The organism is Coprobacillus cateniformis, from assembly GCF_009767585.1.
GTDB classification, from domain to species: domain Bacteria; phylum Bacillota_I; class Bacilli_A; order Erysipelotrichales; family Coprobacillaceae; genus Coprobacillus; species Coprobacillus cateniformis.
Window position 1 is genome coordinate 3,146,530 of the sequence record NZ_WSNW01000001.1, and the last position, 16,994, is coordinate 3,163,523.

Below are 16,994 nucleotides of genomic sequence, written 5' to 3' on the forward strand. Positions count from 1 at the left end.
TATGTGTTTTTGACATATTGTATTTTGGGAGGGATAAAATGTACAATCCATATATGTATGAAGATGAAAGAGTCACATATCCAAGAGTTGGAGAAATTATTTTATATACAGTGAATAAAGGCGATAATGTTTATAGACTTGCAAAAACATTTAATAGTGAAGTGCCTTGGATAAGATGTATGAATAATTTAAATGAAGATATGCTTATTCATCCAAATCAACAATTAATGATTCCTATTGTTTATCAAAAAGTGAATCCATTGCCTCAGCCATATCAAAGACAAAGCTATGATTTATATTTTTAATCTTTTATGAATAAGTTTTGATCTTTGACAAACACTATTAATAGGAGGTTTTTGCAATGAAAAAGTTGATGTTATTTGCTATGGCAATCTTATTATGTGGTTGTTCAGGCAATACAAAAAAAGAAGAGACCAAAAAGACTGTCTATAAAGATGGAACTTATACAACAACTGCTACAGGTTATGGTGGAGAATTTCAAGTGGAAACAACAATTAAAAATGATAAAGTTGTTGATATTGTTGTAAAGGAGCATAATGAGACACCTTCTATTGGTGGTGTTGCAATGGAACAAATGATTGAAAAAATGAAAACTGAGAATAAGTATGATGTTGATACAATCTCAGGTGCAACAAAAACTTCACAAGCATTAAAAGATGCTGTCAAAAATGCATATGAAAAAGCAAAGAATACGACAGAATAAAGCAGAAATGCTTTATTTTTTTTGTGATTTGGTATATGATAGATGTCATGACAGGGGGCAACAAAATGGAAAAAGTTAACGTTAGTAGTGAAAGAAATATTACTTTAATTATGGATTTTTATGAATTAACGATGTCATATAATTATTTTAAATTAGGCAAAGGGGATCAGATTGTCTATTTTGATATGTTTTTTAGAAAGAATCCAGATAATGGAGGCTTTGTTATCTTTGCTGGTTTGCAGCAACTGATTGAGGCTATCAAAGATATGCGTTTTACAGAAGGGGATATTGAATATTTAAGAAGTTTAAATATTTTTGATGAAGCATTTTTTGAATATTTAAGAAATTTTAAATTTACAGGAACACTTTATTCAGTCCCAGAAGGAACACCAGTTTTTCCTTATGAGCCACTGATTACTGTTAAAGCAAAGTTGATTGAGGCACAGTTGATTGAAACTTTTTTGTTGGTGACAATTAATCATCAATCTTTAATTGCAACGAAAGCACATCGTGTTTGTCAGGAAGCGAAAGGGCGCCCTGTGATGGAATTTGGTGCCAGACGTGCACAAGGTTATGATGCTGCACATTATGGGGCTAGAGCGGCTTATATTGGTGGAGTGGCTGGAACAGCAACGACTTCAGCCGGAAAAGCTTTTGGAGTTCCTGTGCTAGGGACTATGGCACATTCATTTGTTCAATCCTTTGATAATGAATATGAAGCATTTAAGGCTTATGCACAGGTGTATCCAGATGCTTGTGTACTTCTTGTTGATACTTATGATACATTAAAAAGTGGAGTCCCAAATGCAATTAAGGTGGCTGAAGAGGTTTTGGCACCTATGGGTAAAAAATTGGCTGGTATTCGTCTTGATAGTGGAGATATTGCGTATTTAACAAAAAAGGCAAGAATGATGTTGGATGTTGCTGGTTTACATGATTGTAAAATTACTGTTTCCAATTCATTGGATGAATATCTGATTCGCTCTGTTTTAGAACAAGGAGCTCAAATTGATTCATTTGGAGTTGGTGAAAATATGATTGTCTCTAAATCTTCACCAGTCTTTGGTGGGGTTTATAAATTGGCGGCTGTGGAAAAAGATGGTGTCATTATACCTAAAATTAAAATTTCAGAAAATACTGAAAAAATTACAAATCCTGGCTATAAAAAAGTTTATCGATTAATTGAAAAGGAAAACAACAAAGCGATTGCTGATATTATTGCTTTTCATGATGAAGTTTTAGATGAACAGAAAGATATAACAATATATCATCAATCTGATGCATGGAAAAACAAAAAACTTTATGCTGGAACATATGAAATCAAACCTTTGCAGACGATTGTTTTTGATAAAGGACAGTGTGTATATCCAGAATATTCATTAGAAGATATTCGTCAATATTCTATTAAGCAAAAAGAACTGCTTTGGGATGAAGCATTCCGATTAGAATATCCTCATATATATTATGTTGATTTAACTAAAAAATTATTAGATTATAAATTGAAAATGTTAGCTGATGGGAGAGAAAATGAATGAGTTTTAAAAGAAGTATAGAAAGAAATCACAAAACTCAGATAACGCATAAACAGTTTGAACAAGAAACCAGATCTCAATCAGATTTTAATTTGACTTGGATACCTTTTCATTATAAGAGTTTTGTCATGATAGCAATTATTTTTGCTTTTTCACAATTTCTATGCAATCCATTTTTAACTCAATATTGTGGGCAGGCTGCTGCACTTGTTATTTCGCATGGGGTTATATCTAGTGTGCTTGTTGCTGTTGTTTTTTGGGCCATAGAAGCAAAACGCGCATCACTAAAGTCATTGTTTGTAAGATACTGTTTCTGTGCTTTGATTTTTGGTGGTTTTTCACTTGCTATAGCTATGATTTTGAAACTGTAGGAGGTTTTATATGATTATTACAGTTGTTGGTTTAGGTGTTATTGGTGGAAGTTATGTTCAGGCTCTTAAAGGATTAGGGCATGAGGTATATGGTGTTGATAATGATACATTGACATTACAACAGGCAAAAGCTGAGGGATATATTGTTGAAGGATATAGAGATGGGCATAATATTGTCGCTAAAAGTGATATGACTATTATTTGTTTGTACCCATCTTTGGTATTGGACTTTATTGCAAGTCATAGTTTTAAAAAAGGCAGCATTGTTACAGATGTTGTAGGTATTAAATCATATTTTTTAGAAAAAGCTTTAACAATTATTGATGAGTCAGTAGAATATGTCAGTGGACATCCTATGGCTGGTCGTGAGAAAAAAGGTTATGCTTATGCTAGCAAAGAGGTTTTTAAAAATGCTAACTATATTGTGATTGAACATCAACAAAATAAAAAAGAAGCCATTGAATTTATGTGCCAATTTGTTTCTCAATTGGGATTTAAAAGTGTGAAAATTATGAGCCCTTATGCTCATGATGAAATTATTTCCTTTACTTCACAATTGCCACATATGATTGCTGTTGCTTTGATGAACAGTGATGATCAAAAATATGATACTGGAAAATACATTGGTGATTCCTTTAGGGATTTAACCCGTATAGCAAATATTAACGCTGATTTATGGAGTGAACTTTTTTTGAATAATAAAGATTATCTTCTGGCTTCAATGGAACGCTTTGAAGAACAGTTTGACTGTTTGAAACATGCTCTTAAAGGCAATGATGAGGAAAGTTTGAAAAGAATGTTTCAGGAATCTTCGCTGCGTAGAGAGAAACTTGAGAAATAACTTATCTTGGGGGTAGGTTATTTTTTTATAGTTAAGTTTAATATATTAAACATTTTGTTTAAAAATATATTGCAATTTTTATAATATTTTGTATAATGATTATGTTTTGTATTTTAAACATTAAGTTTCATATGACTAAACAAAGGGGAGTGAGAGTATGAATATTGGTAGTAAGATAAAAAGATTGAGAATTGCCAATCAATTGACCTTAGAAGAATTGGCGAATCGAAGTGAACTGACGAAAGGTTTTTTATCTCAGGTTGAACGAAATTTAACTTCACCTTCAATTACGACCTTGGAAGATATATTAGAGGCATTGGGAACCACCTTACATGATTTTTTCAGTGAAACTCAAGAAGAACAAATTGTTTTTAAGAAAGAAGACTATTTTGTTAATACACAGGATGATTATGAAATTTCTTATATTGTTCCAAATGCTCAAAAGAATGATATGGAACCTATTTTAATTGAGATAGAGAAAGGGAAATCATCAATGGAAATGGAACCACATGATGGTGAGGAATTTGGATATGTGATAAGCGGGAAGGTGCTTTTGCATTATGGTGATAAGACATTAAATGTTAAAAAGGGAGAAACTTTTTATTTGCCAGGAAAAAGAACACACTATCTTGAGAATTCTGGTGATTCTAAAGCAAAAGTGATATGGGTATCAACACCACCACTATTTTAAGGAGGATAATATGAAAAAATTAATTGAACTTGATAATTTAACAAAAGAATTTAATGGACAAGTTGTTCTCAAGGGAATTCATTTGGATATTCATGAAAACGAATTTATGACTTTGCTTGGTCCAAGTGGATGTGGAAAAACAACAACATTAAGAATTGTTGGTGGTTTTGAAGAAGCCAGCTCAGGAGAGGTTTTGTTTGATGGTATTGATATTTCAACATTGCCACCTTATAAAAGAGAGGTCAATACAGTCTTTCAAAAATATGCTTTGTTTCCACATATGAATGTGTTTGATAACATAGCTTTTGGATTGAAAATTAAGAAATTGGATAAAGATATTGTTAGACAAAAAGTGATGAGAATGTTAAGTCTTGTTGGATTAGAAGGTTTTGAAAAAAGAAATATTTCACAACTTTCAGGGGGCCAGCAACAACGTGTAGCAATTGCAAGAGCACTTGTTAATGAACCAAAAGTTCTTTTGTTGGATGAACCTTTAGGAGCATTGGACTTAAAGTTAAGAAAAGCTATGCAAATTGAACTTAAAAATATTCAAAAGGAAGTTGGTATTACATTTGTCTATGTAACTCATGATCAAGAAGAAGCATTAACAATGTCAGATACAATAGTTGTTATGAATGATGGAAATATTCAGCAGATTGGAACGCCAACAGATATTTATAATGAACCTGAGAATAGATTTGTTGCGCAATTTATTGGTGAATCAAATATTGTTGAAGGGAAATTTATTAAAGATTTCTTAGTTGAATTTGATCATCAGCAATTTGTTTGTGTTGATAAAGGATTTGATGAAGGACAAGATGTTGATATTGTCTTAAGGCCAGAAGATTTAGATATTGTTGAAGAAGGGCAAGGAAAAATCGCTGGTGTTGTTTCTTCTATTGTTTTTAAAGGTGTTCATTATGAAATCATGGTAGAAACAGAGGAACGTATGTATAAGGTGCATACAACTGATATGAGTGAAGTTGGTAAAAAGGTAAATCTTGATTTTTGGCCTGAAGATATTCATGTTATGGAAACAATGGGGACATATTAATGAAACAATATAAGAAATTGGTTTCGCCTTATTGTTTTTGGCTATTCGTTTTAACGATTGTACCAATGATGTTAATCGCATTTTATGCATTAACTGCTAAAGGTACAGAGATTACAACTTTTAAATTTACCTTTGATAACTTCTTTAAATTTTTAGATCCTATCTTTGTTTCTGTTTTGATGAGATCATTGATTCTAGGTATCTTGACGACTGCTGTTTGTTTTTTAATAGGTTATCCCATTGCATATATGATTTCTAAATGTAAAGAAGGGACACAAACAGTTTTGATTTTATTGATTACAATTCCAACATGGATTAATCTTTTGATGAGAACCTATGCATGGATGAGTATTCTTAGTAATAATGGTATTATTAATAATGTTTTAGAAAGTATTGGGTTAGGACCTGTGCAAATGATGTATACAGATTTTGCAGTTGTTATGGGGATGGTTTATAACTTTTTACCATTTATGATTTTACCAATTCATACATCATTAACAAATATGGATAAATCATTGACAGAAGCATCTATGGATTTGGGTGCCTCACGTATTCAAACATTCTTTAAAGTGACGTTTCGTTTATCATTGAGTGGTGTGTTAACAGGTGTTACAATGGTTTTTTTACCAGCTATAAGTGCTTTTGTCATTCCAAAGATGTTAGGTGGAGGACAGTATTCACTTATTGGTAATTTTATTGAACAGCAATTTATTACAGTTGGAAATTGGCATTTTGGAAGTGCTGTATCACTGGTTCTTGCGGTCATCGTCATTATTTTGATGGCTTTGATTTATAAAGTAGAGAAACGTACAAATGTTTCAGATGAAAAAGATGAGGGAGGTAAACGTAGTGGGAAAAGAAAGAAAATCCGTAAAAATTTTATGCATTAGTCTGTGCTTGGCGTTTTTATATTTTCCTTTAATTATTATGGCGTTTTTCTCTTTTAATAGCGCTAAATCTTTGTCTAATTTTAAAGGTTTTTCAATGCGCTGGTATGAGTCTCTGTTTGGAAACAGTCAATTGTTAGATGCTGTTATTGTGTCGGTTACAATAGCTATTTTAGCAACAGTTATATCTACTATTTTAGGAACTGTAACTGCTATTGCTTTAACGAAATCAAAGAAAGTTGTTCGTACAGCTATTATGCAGGTTAATAATTTACCAATTATGAACCCTGAAATTGTTACAGCTATTTCCTTGATGATATTCTTTTCTTTCTTGAATATTGAGAAAGGCTATTTAACGATGCTGCTAGCACATATTGCTTTTTGTACACCTTATGTGATTACGAATGTTTATCCAAAGGTGAAACAATTAGATGAAAATTTAGCTGATGCTGCTATGGATTTAGGAGCCACACCACTCCAAACACTAACAAAGGTTATTTTACCTCAGATTAAACCTGGAATTGTTGCAGGAGCTTTACTGGCATTTACAATGTCTTTTGATGATTTTATTATTTCTTACTTTGTGAGTGGTAATGGTGTTGAAAATATATCAATTGTGATTTACAACATGTCTAAACGTATGAATCCAAGTATTTATGCATTATCTACTATTGTTCTTGTTGTCATTCTGTTGGTTTTATTGGTTGGAACTTTTGTTCCGTATTTGATTGTAAAAAGAAAAGGGGAGAAATTAAATGAAAAAATTAGTTAAAATTGCTTTAGCTTCTGTTTTATCTTTATCAACTTTAGTGGGCTGTGGTTCGAGTTCTCAAGGTGCTTCTAAAACATTGAAGGTGTTTAACTGGGGAGAATATGTTGATAGAGATGTCATTAGTGGTTTTGAAAATGAATTTGATTGTAAGGTTATTTATGAAACATTTGATTCTAATGAAACAATGTATACTAAGTTATTAGGTGGAGATAAATATGATGTTATGGTTCCATCTGAATATATGATTGAAAGATTAATTAAAGAAGACCTTTTACAAAAAATTGATTGGAATGTAATGACAAATAAGGATAGTTTGGATAATTCGGTTTTGAATCAAAATTTTGATAAAAATAATGATTATTGGGTTCCTTACTTTTATGGGAATGTTGGAATTGTTTATGATAAGACAAAGGTTTCTGAAAGTGATTTAAGTGCGGGTTGGGAAGTTTTAAGAAATACAAAATATAAAGGTAATATTTATATGTATGATTCAGAAAGAGATTCGTTCATGGTTGCTTTAAAAGCATTAGGATATTCTATGAATACAACTAATAAAGATGAGATTGAAAAAGCGTATAATTGGTTAATTGATCAAAGAAAAACGATGAATCCAACATATGCAACTGATGAAACAATTGATGCTATGAAAAATAGTGAAAAAGCAATGGCAGTTATGTACTCTGGTGATGCTGCTTCGGTTATGGCTGAAAATCAGGATATGGGCTTTTATATGCCAAATGAAGGTACAAATATTTGGTTTGATGGTTTTGTTGTTAGTAAAGATTGTCAAGAAACACAATTGGCTATGGAGTTTATTAATTATATGATAAGTGATGAGAATGCTTTGAATAACACATTGGAAGTAGGATATTTAACATCTAATGTCAATGCAGCAAAAGAAGCTTCAGAAAGCGATTTTGAAGGAAATAGCGCATATGCTATTCGCATGGATAAAAATGATGAAGTTTTTGCATATCAAAGCCAAGATGTTAAAGAAATGTATAGTAACTATTGGACAAAAGTGAAAGCACAATAATTTAAAAAAAGTTCTGTTGAAAAAACCTCATCAGAACTTTGTTTTTTGTATTGGGGTAAAGAAACATACTTTTTTTGTAAAAAAAGTATTGCAATCAGATACAAAATATTATATACTATTTGAGCAACAGGAAAATGGTTCCATAGCCAAGTTGGTAAGGCTACAGACTGCAACTCTGTCATCGTCGGTTCGAGTCCGGCTGGAACCTCCATCATCTGCCCAGGTGGCGAAATTGGTAGACGCACAGGACTTAAAATCCTGCGGACCTTAAAATCCGTGCCGGTTCGACTCCGGCCCTGGGCACCATTTCTAAAAAAGAAATGTTGAAAAAAATGAAAAAAAGTGTTGCAAATTAACAGCAAAGATGTTATTATTGAATGGCGCTGTTAAAGAGATGCGCTAGTAGCTCAACTGGATAGAGTGCTTGACTACGGATCAAGAGGTTGTGGGTTCGATTCCTGCCTAGCGCGCCATTTGAGAATTAAAATTGAAGATTCGGGAAGTAGCACAGCTTGGTAGTGCACCTGGTTTGGGACCAGGGGGTCGCAGGTTCAAATCCTGTCTTCCCGACCATTTAATGGGGCTTTAGCTCAGCTGGGAGAGCGCCTGCCTTGCACGCAGGAGGTCAGCGGTTCGATCCCGCTAAGCTCCACCATTAATATTATTGCGGAGGTTTACCCAAGTCCGGCTGAAGGGATCGGTCTTGAAAACCGACAGGGGATGAAAGTCCCGCGGGGGTTCGAATCCCTCAACCTCCGCCATTTTAAAAAATAAGTTTTATAACATCGCGGGATGGAGCAGTCTGGTAGCTCGTCGGGCTCATAACCCGAAGGTCGTTGGTTCAAATCCTTCTCCCGCAACCATTTTGGTCTGGTAGTTCAGTTGGTTAGAATGCCGCCCTGTCACGGCGGAGGTCGCGGGTTCGAGTCCCGTCCAGACCGCCATTATGGTTCCGTAGCTCAGTCGGTAGAGCAGAGGACTGAAAATCCTCGTGTCGCTGGTTCGATTCCGGCCGGAACCACCATTTATTTTTTACAAACGATTCACTACATGGCGGGGTAGCTCAGTTGGCTAGAGCAATCGGTTCATACCCGGTGGGTCGGGGGTTCGAATCCCTTCCCCGCTACCATTAAGCTAACAAGTGGTGAATATGCCACTTTTTATTTTATTTGGACCCTTAGCTCAGTTGGTTAGAGCTACCGGCTCATAACCGGTTGGTCGCAGGTTCGAGTCCTGCAGGGTCCACCATAAGAAATATGAAAGTATAGTCGATAGGAAAATCTTGATTATACTTTTTTTGTTTTGAAATGATAATGTATTTAAGTATAAAGAAAAATTATTGTTTCTAATGGTGCATAGATATTTAACTTCATTAATGATATACTTTGAATTATTATTATATTAATTGAAAGTATATCTGTTTTGATTATTAAATGTCTGTAATTAGAAACCAAAAAGTCATGTTCAATGCAATTGTATATTCATTGTACTGTATAAGTGAGTGTGATATAATTAATGCATAGAAACGAGTTATTATCATTTATGTTTACTCTGTGACAAGTGATTGATTTTATCTTTATGATTTTTAATATCATCAAAAGTTTTAACATCTTGTTTGGCTTATCTTGAATTAATTTGTTATGGATAAACAAAAGAGATCAACAAGATAGAATTGACAATTTACATAATAAAGAATTGTATAGCAGATAAGCATTTAAAAGAGAGTGAAATACATAAATGACTTTCTTATAAAATACTTATTATACTAAATAATAAGATGTTTTTTTATTGACTAGGGATCTTTAAGGTAATTCACTTGGTTAAAAGTATTATCATGGTAACGTGTGTTCTATAGAGAAGAGTGAGAAAGTGGATAATATTATATTAAAAATAAGGATGTTTGGTTGCTTTGTCATTGAATGCTATAATGAAAAAATAGTAGTTAATCAGTATTTTGGGAAACAATTAGTGAACCTGCTGGAAATTCTTTTGTTGCAAAACCAAGTAGAGGTCAGTAAAGAATTCCTAATGGATATACTATGGTCAGAAAGTGAAAATCCTAATAGTGCTATGAAATTTACAGTTTTTCGTTTGCGAAACGAATTGAAGAAAATTCCTGGATTGCATAAACTGGAATTAATTATAACGACGAAAAACGGATATCGTATGAATCCGGATTATACATATGATTGTGATTTTATGCATTTTGATAATCTTTATTCTCAAATAGAGGGACAAACTTATAAAGAGAATGAATTAGAGTATGTGCAGCAAGTTTTAAGTATTTATCAAGGACATCTTTATACGACTTCCTCCCAATTGTTATGGATTATACAACAACAGGAGTATTATCGAAATGCTTTTATAGAAATGATTTCAAAGGGATGTGAATGTTTATTACAGCAGCATAAGTATCAGGATATAAAAAGAATTGCATATAGTGCTATTCTTTTAGAACCGTTTGTAGAGGAACTACATTATTTTTATATGTATGGACTTATAGGTACAAAAGATTATCATGAGGTTCGGCAATATTACAATAAGGTTGATGAGAATTTTTATAAAGCCTTGGGTTTTGGTCTTTCTTCACGTTTTAATGATTTATATGGTATTAACCAAAATGATGAACTAAATAGTGATGTTGTAGGTATATCAGAGTTCCATGAGAACCTTGATAACAAAGCTCATAATCGCGATGAGGCCTTTTATTGTTCATATGATCTTTTCAAGAATATATATGAAATTTCGTTACGAGGGGCAGCTAGAGAAAGAAAGAGGTACTTTATTGCTTTATTTAAAATTGAAACCAAGGAGTCAAGTGACAAACAAATTTATGTATTAAATAAATTAAAAACTATTATCATGACCTCTTTAAGAAGTAGTGATATCGTTTCAAAAGTGAATAATTCACAAATGGTCATACTTGTCAATTGTAAAGAAGTGGATAATGTGTATTTGATAGCCCAAAGAATTACTTCACAATTTTATAAAAAGTGTGATCAAAATAAATATCGTTTACATTATAGCATTGAAGAAGCAATGGTTTCATGATAAAGAGTTCTACTTGGTTAATAAGTAGAACTTTTATCATAAAGATTACAAAAAATGACAAATATAACCAAAATATAACCATGAGTGACTATAATCTAACTGACAATAAAGATTGGAGGATAGTGACACGATGAGGAAATTAAAGGAAATTGTTATAGTTATAATAGCCATTGCTTCAATGATATGTACTGCTTCTATTATTCCAGCAAATGCCATAACAAATGATAAGACTGTCCATGTGAATTATTACTTGACAGATGACCAAGAAAACTATATTAACTGGGATGGTGAGAGAATAGATTTGGAGCAGCGTATTCTTGTCAAAGAAGAAACCTATGTCAATCTTGCTCAGGATTCTTATGTTTGGGGAACAACTCATTTTACAACTAGCGATGGAATCCAGCTCTATCTTTCAGTAGGTATGAAAAAAGTTGATTATAAGGGGAAAAATTCTTGTGATATCATTTTTGGTGCTTATATGGATAATACTGTCAATTTTATGGACTGGAGAAGTTCGCAAGATCATACATATGAACAAGTAGATTCAAAGCCAGTTCGTTTTCCATATAACCTTGGATATGAGGCTAAAGATCCTGCTCAAAAAGAAGGATATACTTTTATGGGGTGGTATGATGAACAGGGATATAGATTTGAAAAGGATTCCATTATTAAGGAAGACTTGAATGTCTATGCAAAGTATGTAAAGAACAGTGAAAAGAAAGTGTACACAGTTAATCATTATACAGAACAGTTGAATGGTGAGTATAAAAACTATGAATCAAAAAAGAATCAGGCATCTAATAATCAACTGATATTAGCTGAGTCAATGATAAAAACTGGATTAACTGGCTTTATCTTTAATGCTGAGAAGTCTGACAAATCTATTGTTGCTGGTCAAGATGATGAACTGAACTTATATTATGATAGAGATATAAAGACAGTTACATTTATGAATGGTAATGAAACTCTATCAGTTCAAAATATTAAATATGAGGGAAAGGCAACAATGCCAGAGACTCCAATTCGTGAAGGATACAGATTTATTAAATGGAATACACGTATGGATGGAAATGGAAGAGACTTCAATGTCAATGATAGTGTCATTTATGATTCTGTCTATTATGCTATTTTTGAATCTGTACCATCATATCAATACACTATTAAATATTATCAGGAAGATATAAAGGGATATAAATTGATTCAAAGTGAGAATAAATCTGCTTTTAAAGGAACGGTCATAAATGCTACTGACCAACAGAAAAACGTATATGATGGTTATAAATATAATAATGAGAAATCTGATAAGAATATAGAAATTGTTCAAGACCAGCAAGTCATATCTTTCTACTATGATAGAATAGAGTATCCATATGTTATTCAATATTATTATGACGGAGTACTTGATATAGATAAAAATGAGAATGGCAGCGGCTACCTCAATGACATCATTACGGAATTTGTGGATAAGAATAAGGAAGGATTTAAATTACTTTCTGCTCCAGCTCTCACAATTGGTAAGGATGAGAATGTTATGAAAGTTGAATATGTAAGAGAACAATATCAGGTAAGGTTCTTAGATAAAGATGGTCAGGTTATTAAGAGTGAAACAGTAAAATATGGAGATTTTGCAAGAGCCCCAGAGGCTCCTCAAGTAACAGGAATGCACTTTACTGGCTGGGATAAGGATATGACAAATATTACAGCTTCTCTAGATATTACAGCTCAATATAAAATCAATACATATACAGTGGAATTTCAGGATCAAAAAGGCAATACTATCAGCAGACAAGTGGTAGAATATGGTCAAGATGCAACTTTGCCAGATGTACCAACTATAGAAGGATATGAATTTACAGGCTGGAAGGGAACGTATCAGAACATTCAAAACGATGAGATAGTAACTGCACAATATCGTCAAATTGGACAAACAGTTATCCCACCAGCAGATGATCCTAGTGATGTCATACCACCAACACAGCCACCAACTGAGTTGCCAGAGATAACTGTTCCTGCACCAACGCTCCCAACTCCACCAGATAGAATGATTGTTACAGGAGATACAAATCAGCAAACATCATTAATAGGTGGAGAGGTAAGTAATAACCAAAATGATACAGAACAAGAAGAAATTGCTCAAATCACAGATCAGCAGACACCAAAGTCTCATGGAGCAGTTGAAAAGCAATGGGCAGTTCTTAATTTAATAGCAGTCATGTTAAGTCTTATTCTAGCAATTGCTTTGTTGTTATCAAAAAGAAACAAAGAAGATGAAGATATGAGAACAAGAAGAAGATGGACAAAAGTAGTAGCTATAATTATTGCAGTAGTATCTATTGTTATCTTTGTTGTAACAGAAAATATCTTCTTGCCAATGAAATTAACTGATCAATATACAATTATTATGTTGGGATTAAGTCTTATCCAGATTGTTATGACTATCATTGGTAGAAAATATAAAGATAATGGTCAATTAAAACAAACAGTTATCAATGAGAGTTAAAAAATAGCGGTCCTAAAAACTGTTCAAAAAGAATGAACAGTTTTTTTATATAGCAAGAGTATAGCAGTGCCAGTTAGTGTAGATATTTTCAAGGATCAAATAGATATATTTTAAATATGACTTTGCTTTGTCCTTTCTTTTATTCACAAAATCAACAGTATCCTCATCTATGATTTATTATTGATGAGTCAATTATAGTGAGTGGGAGTTATCTGAAAGGTAAATTGGTTAAGACGATAAAAGAATTCAAAGGATAACAAATCAATTTGAACTGAATTGTGAAACAGTGGGATCATTGAAAATGATTCTCTTTTCTAATTATTTTATTTGAATTTAATAGAAATAATCATTGTAAAAGTATTGTGTTGATGTTTTGAATAGAGAATTATGAATGAGGAAATGGATTATATTATTTTATATATTGATTTTTGATAAGTTTTATAAGAACAGATGATTTTTCATGATGTCAAAAGGCTATAAATTATGGTATGATATGATTAATCATATCTTTGTTATATACACAAATTATTCATATCGATATGTTATATTGTTAAAGTAGGTGAGAAGATGGATATAATTGAAGAACAGGGTTTATCAACACAAGAGGTTCAAGAGCGTATTGAAAAGGGACAGATTAATATTTCTCAAGATAACATTTCTAAAACAAAGAAACAAATTATTCTCGAACATACTTTGACTTACTTTAATCTTTTAAATATCTTCTTGGCAGGAATTATTATTTCTACTGGACGTTGGACAAATTTAACTTTTATGGGTGTTGTTACAATTAATGCTTTGGTAGGTATTTATCAAGAATTAAAAGTGAAAAAAATTATTGATCAATTAACCGTTGTAACTGTTAAGAAAGTGAAAGTTGTGAGAAATCATCAAGAAAAAATTATTCCAATTAATGAATTGGTACTTGATGATGTTATTTATTTAGAGAATGGAAATCAAATTGGTTCTGATTGCGTTGTGATTGAATCACGTGGTATGGAAGTTAATGAATCTATGTTAACTGGAGAATCGAAACCTGTAAAGAAAAAACATGGTAATGAATTAATGTCTGGAAGTTTTGTAGTTGCTGGAAGTGGCTATGCTCGGGTTATTAGAGTAGGAAATGATAACTATTCTACACAGCTTGTTCATAAGGCTAAACATAAAAATAAAGCATCCTCTGAAATGAAAGATGCAATTGAAAAAATTATTAAGGTTTTGAGTTTTGTTATTGTTCCAGTTGGTATCATCTTATTTATATCTCAAATGGCTGCTTTTCCTAATGACCAAGCTACAGCAATTGTGAAGACTGTAGGTGGTGTCATAGGAATGATTCCAGAAGGGCTCGTTCTTTTGACAAGTTTATCTTTTATCTTAGGTGTTGGAAAACTCGCAAGAAAAAAAGCTTTGATTCAGGAAATGGAAGCAATTGAGGCATTGGCTCGTGTTAATATTCTTTGTTTAGATAAAACGGGAACAATTACAACTGGTGAATTAGAGGTTGAAGATGTTGTTGTTTTAGGAGATAATTCAAATCAAAATATTGAAACAATAATGGGTGCAATGGCATATTATTTTGATGATATTAATTCTACTCAAAAAGCTCTTCGAGATTATTTTCAGAAACCTGATGGCTATCAAGTGACTGCTATGATTCCGTTTTCTTCTCAGCGAAAAATGCGTGCAATTGCATTTCAAGAACAAGGGCAATATGTTTTAGGTGCGCCTGAGTTTTTGTTGGGAGAGGATGACCCAATATTGAGGCAAGTCAATGCATTTTCGCAGCAAGGTTTACGTGTTTTGTTACTTGGGAGAACAGATAAAGTTGATGAGGACAATAGTCAAATTGGTCATGTCTTTCCAATGGCACTGATTATTATTCATGATTGTATTAGAAAAGAAGCGAAAGATACACTATCTTTCTTTGAAAAGGCAGGGGTTGAAATTCGCATACTTTCTGGTGATAATCCTATGACTGTTTCACGTGTTGCTCAGCTTGCAGGTTTAAAAAATGGCGATCTTTATATTGATGCTACGACTTTGCCTGAGGATGAAATTGAACTTCAGAATATTGTGAAACATTATCGTGTTTTCGGACGTGTAAAACCAGAACAGAAGCAGCAGATTATCAAGGCCTGCCAGCTGCAAGGGTTGGTTGTTGGCATGGTTGGTGATGGTGTTAATGATGTATTAGCGCTAAAGGATGCTGATTGTGGAATTGCTATGGCAGCTGGAAGTGATGCTGCTAAACAGGCAGCACATATTGTTTTGCTCGATTCTAACTTTGCATCAATGAAGGCAATTGTCAATGAAGGGCGTGCAATTATTGCAGATATTGAACGTGTCAGTTCTTTATATCTCACAAAGACGATTTATTCAACAGTACTTTGTTTGATTTTTGCAGCATTGAAAATGAGCTATCCATTTACTCCTTTACAGCTGAGTTTGATTAGTGGGCTAGCTATTGGTATCCCTAGTTTCTTACTGACATTAGAGCGATCTTCACAACTATCATCTCAAGGTTTTTTAAAACATGTTATTTCTACAGCTGTTCCTTGTGCAATGACAATGATTGTTTATATGTTAGGTATTGGAATTCTTGGGCAATGGTTGCATTTTGATGCTAAGATGTATTCAACATATTACTTTCTCGTTGCGGGATTTATTAGTTTCTTAGTTGTATTTATAGTCTGTATGCCATTAAATCGCTTACGTGCAATTGTAGCAAGTATAATTACATGTTTGTTCTATATGATACTTCTTGTAATGCCAAATTTCTTTGGAATTTATCCAATAATTAGCTGGCAAGTTGTATGGACGATTCCTCTTTGTGCAAGTTCGATATTTGTTATGGGAGCGTTTAAGGAATTCATTCGTTATTTATACAAGCAGCATGAAAAAAGGATTTTATTAAAGAGATAGTTCTTTGATTGAAATCATAATTTCCTCATGCTTTAGTGTGTTGTTAAATTGTTCTTGAGCACATTTGTAGAATTCAAATGGATGAATATATGTGTGCGAAAAATAAACACCACATTTAATATCAAATTGGCAATTATGGTTTTTATATAAAAAGTTTTTTTGAATCAAATGTTTTTTTAGATTTAAAAATGCAGTATTGATTTGCTCTGAAGTGACATCAAACATAATAATGAAAAACATGTTTGTTTGATTCGTATAAAGGTTTGCATTTCCGAAGTCTAAATATTGCATAATTTCTTTGAGAATATATGGCGAAATTTTTTGATAAATAAATGGATATTTTTCAAAAAGGAAAGGCAAAACCTGATATTCAATATAAATACTTGCCATTGTATTAATATTTTGAGGAATGATTAAATTTTTAAAAAAATGATAAAGAATCTCTGCTTCATAAGATGTATGATATGTATAATCTGGGTCCAAAATATGATGTGGAGATTGCGAATTTTGTTTATAATTGTAGATATGCATGTGTCTCACCATTTTTGTTGTAACATATACTTAACTACAAAATAAAGTGAAAAGGATAAATATATATAGAAATGCTTAATGTTTA

At 32.5% G+C, this 16,994-nt stretch carries 14 protein-coding genes and 11 tRNA genes; 24 read left to right on the forward strand and 1 reads right to left on the reverse strand.

The window, feature by feature from the left end; translation table 11 throughout:
• Positions 1 to 38: 38 nt before the first annotated feature.
• From GQF29_RS15505 to GQF29_RS15615, 24 genes are all read left to right on the forward strand, one after another.
• Entirely contained in the window at positions 39 to 305 is a 267-nt protein-coding gene (locus GQF29_RS15505; RefSeq protein ID WP_008789913.1) for a LysM peptidoglycan-binding domain-containing protein, read from the forward strand.
• Positions 306 to 361: 56 nt separating this feature from the next.
• Positions 362 to 724 (forward strand): FMN-binding protein, encoded by a 363-nt coding sequence (locus GQF29_RS15510; RefSeq protein WP_008789912.1) that lies wholly within the window; start codon positions 362 to 364, stop codon positions 722 to 724.
• A gap of 65 nt (positions 725 to 789) precedes the next feature.
• Positions 790 to 2,259: a nicotinate phosphoribosyltransferase gene (locus tag GQF29_RS15515; RefSeq protein WP_017143774.1), complete on the forward strand. Its 1,470-nt coding sequence runs from the start codon at positions 790 to 792 to the stop codon at positions 2,257 to 2,259.
• Positions 2,256 to 2,627, forward strand: a complete 372-nt coding sequence (locus GQF29_RS15520; RefSeq protein WP_008789910.1) for a hypothetical protein — start codon at positions 2,256 to 2,258, stop codon at positions 2,625 to 2,627. The genes GQF29_RS15515 and GQF29_RS15520 overlap by 4 nt, the downstream gene beginning before the upstream one ends.
• Positions 2,628 to 2,637: 10 nt before the next feature.
• Positions 2,638 to 3,468 (forward strand): prephenate dehydrogenase, encoded by an 831-nt coding sequence (locus GQF29_RS15525; protein ID WP_008789909.1) that lies wholly within the window; start codon positions 2,638 to 2,640, stop codon positions 3,466 to 3,468.
• Between the two features lie 157 nt (positions 3,469 to 3,625).
• Positions 3,626 to 4,159, forward strand: a complete 534-nt coding sequence (locus GQF29_RS15530) for a helix-turn-helix domain-containing protein (RefSeq protein WP_008789908.1) — start codon at positions 3,626 to 3,628, stop codon at positions 4,157 to 4,159.
• 10 nt (positions 4,160 to 4,169) lie between these two features.
• Positions 4,170 to 5,213, forward strand: a complete 1,044-nt coding sequence (gene potA / locus GQF29_RS15535) for a spermidine/putrescine ABC transporter ATP-binding protein (protein WP_008789907.1) — start codon at positions 4,170 to 4,172, stop codon at positions 5,211 to 5,213.
• Entirely contained in the window at positions 5,213 to 6,103 is an 891-nt protein-coding gene (locus GQF29_RS15540; RefSeq protein WP_008789906.1) for an ABC transporter permease, read from the forward strand. The genes potA and GQF29_RS15540 overlap by 1 nt, the downstream gene beginning before the upstream one ends.
• Positions 6,104 to 6,197: 94 nt before the next feature.
• Positions 6,198 to 6,872 (forward strand): ABC transporter permease, encoded by a 675-nt coding sequence (locus GQF29_RS18435; protein WP_236916451.1) that lies wholly within the window; start codon positions 6,198 to 6,200, stop codon positions 6,870 to 6,872.
• Complete coding sequence (locus tag GQF29_RS18440) at positions 6,856 to 7,908, forward strand: ABC transporter substrate-binding protein (protein WP_008789904.1); 1,053 nt, start codon at positions 6,856 to 6,858, stop codon at positions 7,906 to 7,908. The genes GQF29_RS18435 and GQF29_RS18440 overlap by 17 nt, the downstream gene beginning before the upstream one ends.
• A 136-nt stretch (positions 7,909 to 8,044) precedes the next feature.
• A tRNA-Cys gene (locus GQF29_RS15550) sits at positions 8,045 to 8,119 on the forward strand.
• 6 nt (positions 8,120 to 8,125) lie between these two features.
• Positions 8,126 to 8,214, forward strand: a tRNA-Leu gene (locus GQF29_RS15555).
• Positions 8,215 to 8,304: 90 nt separating this feature from the next.
• Positions 8,305 to 8,381 (forward strand) — tRNA-Arg (locus tag GQF29_RS15560).
• Between the two features lie 23 nt (positions 8,382 to 8,404).
• A tRNA-Pro gene (locus tag GQF29_RS15565) sits at positions 8,405 to 8,481 on the forward strand.
• Positions 8,482 to 8,487: 6 nt separating this feature from the next.
• Positions 8,488 to 8,563, forward strand: a tRNA-Ala gene (locus tag GQF29_RS15570).
• Between the two features lie 13 nt (positions 8,564 to 8,576).
• A tRNA-Ser gene (locus GQF29_RS15575) sits at positions 8,577 to 8,669 on the forward strand.
• Positions 8,670 to 8,694: 25 nt separating this feature from the next.
• Positions 8,695 to 8,771, forward strand: a tRNA-Met gene (locus tag GQF29_RS15580).
• A 4-nt stretch (positions 8,772 to 8,775) separates the two neighbouring features.
• A tRNA-Asp gene (locus GQF29_RS15585) sits at positions 8,776 to 8,852 on the forward strand.
• Between the two features lie 4 nt (positions 8,853 to 8,856).
• Positions 8,857 to 8,932, forward strand: a tRNA-Phe gene (locus GQF29_RS15590).
• A 28-nt stretch (positions 8,933 to 8,960) separates the two neighbouring features.
• Positions 8,961 to 9,037: transfer RNA gene (locus GQF29_RS15595), tRNA-Met, on the forward strand.
• Positions 9,038 to 9,079: 42 nt separating this feature from the next.
• Positions 9,080 to 9,156 (forward strand) — tRNA-Ile (locus GQF29_RS15600).
• Positions 9,157 to 9,777: 621 nt separating this feature from the next.
• Positions 9,778 to 10,959 (forward strand): BTAD domain-containing putative transcriptional regulator, encoded by a 1,182-nt coding sequence (locus tag GQF29_RS15605; RefSeq protein WP_017143773.1) that lies wholly within the window; start codon positions 9,778 to 9,780, stop codon positions 10,957 to 10,959.
• A 130-nt stretch (positions 10,960 to 11,089) separates the two neighbouring features.
• Positions 11,090 to 13,459, forward strand: a complete 2,370-nt coding sequence (locus GQF29_RS15610) for an InlB B-repeat-containing protein (RefSeq protein ID WP_008789902.1) — start codon at positions 11,090 to 11,092, stop codon at positions 13,457 to 13,459.
• A gap of 567 nt (positions 13,460 to 14,026) precedes the next feature.
• Complete coding sequence (locus GQF29_RS15615; protein ID WP_008789901.1) at positions 14,027 to 16,378, forward strand: HAD-IC family P-type ATPase; 2,352 nt, start codon at positions 14,027 to 14,029, stop codon at positions 16,376 to 16,378.
• Here the strand turns inward: GQF29_RS15615 and GQF29_RS15620 are convergent.
• Entirely contained in the window at positions 16,367 to 16,909 is a 543-nt protein-coding gene (locus GQF29_RS15620) for a hypothetical protein (protein ID WP_008789900.1), read from the reverse strand. The genes GQF29_RS15615 and GQF29_RS15620 overlap by 12 nt on opposite strands.
• Positions 16,910 to 16,994 lie beyond the last annotated feature (85 nt).

Bases quoted from the DNA above. Each gene is read 5' to 3' on its own strand.
- GQF29_RS15505 (WP_008789913.1), top strand. From the start codon at position 39: ATGTACAATCCATATATGTATGAAGATGAAAGAGTCACATATCCAAGA.
- GQF29_RS15510 (WP_008789912.1), top strand. From the start codon at position 362: ATGAAAAAGTTGATGTTATTTGCTATGGCAATCTTATTATGTGGTTGT.
- GQF29_RS15515 (WP_017143774.1), top strand. From the start codon at position 790: ATGGAAAAAGTTAACGTTAGTAGTGAAAGAAATATTACTTTAATTATG.
- GQF29_RS15520 (WP_008789910.1), top strand. From the start codon at position 2,256: ATGAGTTTTAAAAGAAGTATAGAAAGAAATCACAAAACTCAGATAACG.
- GQF29_RS15525 (WP_008789909.1), top strand. From the start codon at position 2,638: ATGATTATTACAGTTGTTGGTTTAGGTGTTATTGGTGGAAGTTATGTT.
- GQF29_RS15530 (WP_008789908.1), top strand. From the start codon at position 3,626: ATGAATATTGGTAGTAAGATAAAAAGATTGAGAATTGCCAATCAATTG.
- potA (WP_008789907.1), top strand. From the start codon at position 4,170: ATGAAAAAATTAATTGAACTTGATAATTTAACAAAAGAATTTAATGGA.
- GQF29_RS15540 (WP_008789906.1), top strand. From the start codon at position 5,213: ATGAAACAATATAAGAAATTGGTTTCGCCTTATTGTTTTTGGCTATTC.
- GQF29_RS18435 (WP_236916451.1), top strand. From the start codon at position 6,198: ATGCGCTGGTATGAGTCTCTGTTTGGAAACAGTCAATTGTTAGATGCT.
- GQF29_RS18440 (WP_008789904.1), top strand. From the start codon at position 6,856: ATGAAAAAATTAGTTAAAATTGCTTTAGCTTCTGTTTTATCTTTATCA.
- GQF29_RS15610 (WP_008789902.1), top strand. From the start codon at position 11,090: ATGAGGAAATTAAAGGAAATTGTTATAGTTATAATAGCCATTGCTTCA.
- GQF29_RS15615 (WP_008789901.1), top strand. From the start codon at position 14,027: ATGGATATAATTGAAGAACAGGGTTTATCAACACAAGAGGTTCAAGAG.
- GQF29_RS15620 (WP_008789900.1), bottom strand. From the start codon at position 16,909: ATGCATATCTACAATTATAAACAAAATTCGCAATCTCCACATCATATT.